Annotated in this window: 5 protein-coding genes; 1 reads left to right on the forward strand and 4 read right to left on the reverse strand. The window is 61.1% G+C overall.

The window, feature by feature from the left end; translation table 11 throughout:
• Positions 1-601 (forward strand): ABC transporter ATP-binding protein (locus NW819_RS01435; protein ID WP_414412672.1); only part of this gene is annotated, 601 nt, incomplete at its 5' end.
• 45 nt (positions 602-646) lie between these two features.
• On the opposite strand, the gene recN is transcribed toward NW819_RS01435, so the two are convergent.
• From recN to NW819_RS01455, 4 genes are all read right to left on the reverse strand, one after another.
• Positions 647-2,353, reverse strand: coding sequence for a DNA repair protein RecN (gene recN / locus NW819_RS01440; protein WP_414412673.1), 1,707 nt, complete (start codon positions 2,351-2,353; stop codon positions 647-649).
• Between the two features lie 170 nt (positions 2,354-2,523).
• Complete coding sequence (locus NW819_RS01445; RefSeq protein WP_414412674.1) at positions 2,524-3,540, reverse strand: M14 family metallopeptidase; 1,017 nt, start codon at positions 3,538-3,540, stop codon at positions 2,524-2,526.
• A gap of 207 nt (positions 3,541-3,747) precedes the next feature.
• Positions 3,748-5,136: a glutamate-cysteine ligase family protein gene (locus tag NW819_RS01450; protein ID WP_414412675.1), complete on the reverse strand. Its 1,389-nt coding sequence runs from the start codon at positions 5,134-5,136 to the stop codon at positions 3,748-3,750.
• A 152-nt stretch (positions 5,137-5,288) separates the two neighbouring features.
• The gene (locus tag NW819_RS01455) at positions 5,289-6,641 is read right to left on the reverse strand and encodes a TldD/PmbA family protein (RefSeq protein ID WP_414412676.1); all 1,353 of its coding nucleotides are present in this window, start codon (positions 6,639-6,641) and stop codon (positions 5,289-5,291) included.
• Positions 6,642-6,733: the final 92 nt, after the last annotated feature.

Genomic DNA, 6,733 nt, shown 5'->3' on the forward strand with positions numbered 1-6,733 from the left:
CGGCCCCAATGGAGCCGGCAAATCGACAGTGCTGAAATCCTTATTTGGCTTGGCCACCATCCGCTCAGGCCGAGTGCTGTTTCAGGGATCCGACATCACCCACCTGCCCGCTGAGCAACTGGTGCGACGGGGAATCGGCTTTGTGCCCCAGACCAACAATGTCTTTCCTTCCCTCACCGTGCAAGAGAACCTGGAGATGGGGGCCTTCATCCGACGCGACAACCCTGCCGCCCAACTGGAGCGGGTTTATGAGCTGTTTCCACCCCTGAAAGAGAAACGACGCCAAGCGGCGGGATCCCTATCGGGTGGACAACGGCAGATGCTGGCCATAGGGCGAGCGTTGATGGTGGAGCCGCAGTTGTTGTTGCTGGATGAGCCGACCGCCGGCCTGTCACCGCTGTACATAGAACAGACCTTCGCCCTCCTGCGAGAGATCAACCGTCTTGGCATCAGCATCCTCATGGTGGAGCAAAATGCCAAGCAGGCCCTGAAGATGGCGGACTGGGGCTATGTCTTGTCCACGGGAGAAAACCGCTTTGAGGATACTGGCCCCAACTTGTTGAACAATCCTGAGGTGCTGGAGCTGTTCTTGGGCGGGTGAGGCCCTCACCCCCCTCCCCTCACTCAAAACAAAAGGAGAGGAGGGTCAAGCGGGGCTGGCCAGTTGCTGCTTGCGCAGTTGAGCTGCTTGGTTGAGGAGAGCCTCCACAAAAGTCATCGCTTCTTGGGCGGAGTGGCCGGCAGTAAGTTGGGCCAGTTCTTCGCGGCGTTCTCGTTCTCCCAAAAGCTCCACCCGCACAGAAGTTCGTTTTTGGTGCACCACCTTGTGAACCCGCAGGTGGTGATCCGCCAAGGCAGCGATCAGGGGTTGGTGGGTGACGCAGAGGATCTGGTGATCTCGGGCAATGCTGTGCAGCTTGGTGGCGATGGCTTGCGCCACTTTGCCCGACACGCCGGTATCGATCTCGTCGAAAACCATGGTGGCCACCGGATCGATGCGGCTGAATACGGCTTTCAAGGCCAGCAGAAAACGGCTCATCTCGCCGCCGGAGGCGATGCTGGCCAAGGGCTGAAGAGGCTCACCCGGGTTGGGGCTGATCCAAAAGCTCACCTGATCCACCCCCTCTGCTGTCGGGGGGCCGGGTTGGATCTGCACCCGGAATTGCACTGCGCTCATCCCCAACGGGCTGAGCTCTTCTATGAGAGCCTTTTCCAGTTGACAGGCCGCTTGTTGCCGCAGTTGAGAGAGCACCTGGCAATGGCGCTCCAGGTCTTGGGCAGCTTTGTCCAGCCGCACCTGCAATTCCTCTAGGTCGGTGTTGTCTCCTCGCAGTTGGGCCAACTGCGCCTGCACCCGCTCCGCATGGGCCATCACCTCGGCCAAGGTCGGGCCGTATTTGCGGCAGGCTTGTCTGAGTTGCGCCAAGCGCCGTTCAATTTTGTTCAACCGACCGGGATCCGCCTCCAGCGTCTCGCCGTAGCGAACCAGCTCCCGCCCCACCTCCTCCACCTGAATGAGAGCGCTGCTGACCATTTCCGCCAGAGGGGCTAGGTCGGGATCCCGCTGGGTCATGGTCTGGAGCAACCGTTCTACCTGGCCCAACAGATCGGCGATGGCCGGTGAGCCGCTGTCGTTTTGATAGAGCAATTGGTGAGCTGCGTAGCTTTGCTGTTGCAGTTCCACGCGGTGGGCCAGGCGCTCCCGTTCCCGCTCCAGCTTGGCCATTTCGTCGGGATCCTCCAGGCGCAGGGCGGCCAGCTCTTGCGCTTGAAACTCCAGCAGGTCTAGCCGTTGCAGGCGCAGTTGTTGGCTTTGCCGGCGGGATTCCACCTCTGTTTTCAGTTGGTTCCAGGTTTGGTAAAGGGCAGCCACCTCCGCCCGTGTTCGCAACAACTCTTCGCCGCCAAAGTCGTCCAGCCAACGGCGCTGGGTTTGGGGAGATTGGATTTGAACGGTTTGCCCCTGGGCAGTGATCTCTACCAATTTGGCCCGCAGGTTGAGCATCTGGGCTTTGTTCACCAGCACCCCATTCACCCGCAGGCGGCTGGTGAGCTTGCCGTTGCGCAACACCAGCTCGCGACTACAAACCAGGCCCTCCTCTAGGGGGTCGATGTGCTCTTGTTCTAGCCAGGCTTGCAGTTCAGGATTAGGACTGAAGATCGCTTCCACCAGACCTCGTTCGCTGCCAGTTCGCAGAGCCCGAGCTGTACCTCCTAGAGCTGCATCCAGCGCATCGAGGATGATGGATTTGCCGGCCCCGGTTTCTCCGGTGAGCACGTTTAGCCCCGCTCGAAAGGGGATCTCCAATTGCTCGATCAGGGCAAAGTTCTCGATCCGCAGCAGGCGCAACATAGGGATCCCGTGGGCTCAGCGTGCCGTTGGCAGTTTTCAGGATAGGGCTTGCAGGGGTCGCTCTGTCCCACGTTAGCGTACTCACCATCCCTCGGTAGACGGGTACTGTTAGCGCAGCGGTGCGGAGCACTACCCGTTCTGGTTTGGGGATCGGAAATTGGCAGCCCGGCTCAGCCGGCCAGGGGGTAGCGCTCCATCAGGTAGCAGAGGCAGTCTTGGCGGATGATGCGGCTATTGAGGGTGAGCATGCCCGGCATGATGGGCACGCTGGTGCGAATTTCTCCATTGCAGGCATAGAAAAAGCGATCCGCCACATTTTGGCCCTGCTCGTCTTGCACCTCCAGGTGGAAGCCGTTGTTCGTCCAGCCAATGGGGGTGTGGGGGGGAAGCTCCCGAAAATTGAGGAGATCCAAATCCGGCGGGAAGCGGATGTGAGAGGGGGATCCCTCTTGGTCGCCATTCTCTTCCCCAAAGCTGAAGCTCACCTGATCCGGGACTTTGACAATGGCGACGCTGTGGAAGAGGTCGATATCTTGGCTGAGGACAGGGCGCTGCGGGATCGCCGACAGGTGAAGGCAGGCTTCCAGAAATTCGTAGGCATGCTGGGTGCCGTGGGGCTGATCCGGCTTGCCGCATTCCAGGGTCACCGCCGGGCAGAAGCGCCCGAAGGCCATGCTCTGCACCCCTTCTGGCTTGGTGAAATAGAGGACGGTGCGCCCAAACAAGGTGGCCAGGTGCAGGGTAGGGGCATCCAGGTGATTGACACAGGCGTAGTGGGGGTTGGTGCCCGTGTTGTTGTGGATATCGACGCTGGCAAAAACGCCCCGCTGCTGCATTTGCTGCAGGACGGCCTGGGCCATGGCATGTTCGGGGGTGGAGCCGGAGCCCCAAATGCGGTTGTAGTCGGGTTGGCCATCTAGCCGCCGTTGCCGGTGGCGGGCAGCCTGCACGTTGCCAATGAAAAGGGAAAGAGAACGGGGCAATTCCCGCTGGGCGTGGTGGCGGAGGAGCTGCCGCACCGCCTGCCAACCGGTGGTTTCGTTGCCGTGCAGCAGCACGGAGACAAACAGGGCGGGATCCCGTCGTCCCGGCAGATGGATGAGGGTTGGCCCACCCAATCGGTCGTAAAGCTGATGGGCCTCTAGATCCAGCAGTTGATCCGGTAGATGATCGAGAACGGTGAGCATACTGTTTGGGCTAAGAGGCTCGACTCAAACTTCTGGCTTCTGGCCCTAGGGTGGGAGGGAGCGGGAGTCCAAATGAACCGTTTCGCTGCGGTAGCTCGGGTCGCGAAAGACCCTCTGAGCAAGAATCTGCCCGCTCGAAATTTGAGCAAGGGTCCACCCTGCCGCCGCGGTGGCCCACCGCTGGTACAACCGGCTGTGGAGAGAGCCCTAGCTGAGATCCCAGGTGTGTACCGGTTGGCCTTGCCGCTGCCGTTCCCAGTAGGCACAGGTCAATTGTTGCATATCTTTACCATGCCGGGCGACATAGCGGCGCTGCCAGGTGGCCCCATTCTGCCCCGACTCCACCCGGGCGCGGAGAATGCCCAGGTACTCCTGAATATCGGAGGGGGCCAGATCCAGTTGAACCAAACCCGCCTCTGCTTGGGGGATCAGCTCTTCCAGCAGCAATTGGCGCAGGGATCCCTGCCAACCCTTGAGCCAAGTGATGGGGGCCTCCAGACCCCAGCGGGCCGCCGTGTAGAAATTGGCGCGGCACTGGGCAAAGCTCAGCTCCTGCTCGGGGGGGACGGGCTGGGATCCCAAGGCTTGCACCAGGCCAAAGTAGAAGGCCGCATTGGCGATCATGTCGGGTAGGGTTGGGCCTGCCGCTGCCACCCGCTGTTCGATGCGCAAGTGGGGAACGGGATCCAAGCCGATCAGGGGTCGGTTCCAGCGCCAGATGGTGCCGTTGTGGAGGCGCAAATGGGCCAGCTCTGATGGGGAAGTGGCTAACCTTTGTGGCAATACCACCGGGTAGCGATGCAGGTTTTCCCAGAACAGCTCCATTAGGGATCCCTGGACATACCCTTGCCCGAAGGTGACGCGGGGGTAGTGGGTGGGGGCAAGGGGGGGTGGCCCATCTAGGGCCTGCTCGAACAAAGGGATGCGGGTTTCTGCCCACAGGTTGTGCCCGAATAGGTAGGGAGAATTGGCCGCCAGCGCCACCAAGGGGGCTGACACGAGCAGGGAAGCGTTGAAGTAACGGGCCGCCTGTTGGGGGGATACCTGCAGATGGATTTGAAAGGAGGTGGTCGCCGCCTCCAGCATGATGTCCGGGTGGGTAACCCGCAACCGCCCAGCCGGTCCTTCGATATCTAGCCCCAGGGAAGGGATCGCTTGGGATTGCTCGCGCCGGTGCAAGTTCAGGATCTGCTCGTTGAGGGCCAGGTAACGCTTGCGGGGCGAGATCATCTCCAGGGTCAATTGCCGTTGCTGCACCGTAGGCAAAATGCCGATCATCATCAGCCCCACCTGCAAGTGTTCGGCCACCCGGCAACAGCGATCCCACGTTTGGCCCAGCTCTTGCTGAAACTGCCGCAGAGCTAAGCCGGTCAAAACTTGGGGCCGGCTGTTGATCTCCACGTTAAACTGGGCCAGTTCCGGCACCACCAGCGGATCATTCACCGCTTCCAGGTAGGCTGAGTTGATCGGGGCCGGATCCCCCTGAGGGGTGACCAGCCACGCCTCCAGCTCAAACCCGCCCACCGGGGATCCCTGGGCAAAGGGCCGGCAGGCGGGATCCAGCCCCGGCGCACCGGCCAACCAGCGCTCGAGCAACTTCGTCTCTTGCTGGAGCCGAGCTGCAAACTGAGCAAAGTCTGCAGTACCAAAACGGAGGCAGGTGATCTCCTGGCCCATGGGAACAACTCCGCAGCTTTTGGGAATGAGGTTAATCGCTGTTGCCGGGATCTCGACACCCCTAGCTTTACTTAGCCCGCAGTGATGGATACATCTTCAATGCGCAGGGCGGGAAAGGCAGCCGTGCCGTTGAAAACCGTTACTTCCTGGGAAATGGCGGAGATATTGCGCAAACAATCGTAGAGATTGCCGGCAATGGTGGTCTCCAGGATGGGGCGTTTCTCGCCGCCTTTGACCAAGAAGCCCCCTTTCACCACCCCAGAAAAGTCACCGGTAATGGGGTTGCTGCTGCCGGAGAGGCGGGTGACGATAACTCCCCGATCCATCGCGTAGAGCTCGGACAGGGGGGTTGTCCCTGGGGCCACTCTCAAACAAGCTGGCCCCACCCCCGGCAGGCTGCCTGCTCCCCCTGTGGCATGGCCGTTGGAGGGAACGCCAGCAGCGCGGGACTCGTAGCTGTTGTACATGAAGTTGCAGAGGATCCCTTCATGAATCAGGGGGGTAATCTGGCGCGGGATCCCTTCGCGGTCAAAGGGCTCAATGGGGTAGCCGGGCAGGCCCAGGCCTTCAGAAACCACGGTGAGCAACGGGCTGGCGATCCGGGATCCCATTTTTTGCGCCAAGGGGCTTTTGCCTTTGCGCACCGCATCCGCCCCCAGCACAAAGAGGAGATCCCCTAGAAACTCCTCCACCACATCTGGCGGCAGGACAATGGGGCCGCGGAAGCTCTCCCCCTCGCCAGCCCCCAGCGCGCCCACGCATTTCTGGACAAAGCGATCAAAAGCCCGCTCCAGCGCCGGCACCAGATCGGCCCGCTTCTGCACACTGTCGCCGTCGTAGGCAAAGCTGCCCACCTCGTCCCCGTCGATGGCCATGCCAAACAGGGATCCCCCCGCCTCGACACTGTGGTAGTTGGCCCGGATGCCGGTGGAAGAGGCGATGGCCAGGGTCTCTTCCTCCACGCTGAGGGAGCCGCTGTCGATGGTGATGCGAGGGTCTTTGGATCGCACCCACTCCAGCAATTGGGATCCCAACTGGGTCAGGGTGGCGGCATCCAGTTCCAGCAGCCCCGGATCAAGGGCAAAGGGCACCTGGGGCAAAGGTTGGGGCTCCGGCAGCCCGTTGAGAGGATCCGCCGGCGAAGCCTTGGCCATGGTCACAGCCTCAGCCGCCGTCTCAGCTAACTCTTCCGGGCGGTTGGAGGTGGCAAAGCCCAGCCTGCCGCCACAGAAAACCCGAATGCCGAACAGGGTCTCGCTGCTGCTGCGGGCCAGGTTCAGGTCGTTTTTTTCAAACGTGACTTCCGTTTCCCGGCCTGAGTTGGCAAACACTTCTGCCTGGTCGGCTCCAGCAGCCAATGCCTTGTGTACACCCTGTTCACAGAGATCCAGCAGGTTTTCCGGGGAAATGATGGAGCTGGGCATAAAAGTGAGATGGCAAGAGGACAGTCCTATTATCGGCCATGGCTCAGAGCTACTTTTCCCTGACCCCCTGCCGTCTATGGAGTCCCAGCACC

Source organism: Synechococcus sp. R8-2 (assembly GCF_047461715.1).
Taxonomy (GTDB): domain Bacteria; phylum Cyanobacteriota; class Cyanobacteriia; order Thermostichales; family Thermostichaceae; genus Thermostichus.

What these genes read in the sequence shown, in the direction of transcription:
- recN (WP_414412673.1), bottom strand. Translation starts at nt 2,353, where the DNA reads ATGTTGCGCCTGCTGCGGATCGAGAACTTTGCCCTGATCGAGCAATTG.
- NW819_RS01445 (WP_414412674.1), bottom strand. Translation starts at nt 3,540, where the DNA reads ATGCTCACCGTTCTCGATCATCTACCGGATCAACTGCTGGATCTAGAG.
- NW819_RS01455 (WP_414412676.1), bottom strand. Translation starts at nt 6,641, where the DNA reads ATGCCCAGCTCCATCATTTCCCCGGAAAACCTGCTGGATCTCTGTGAA.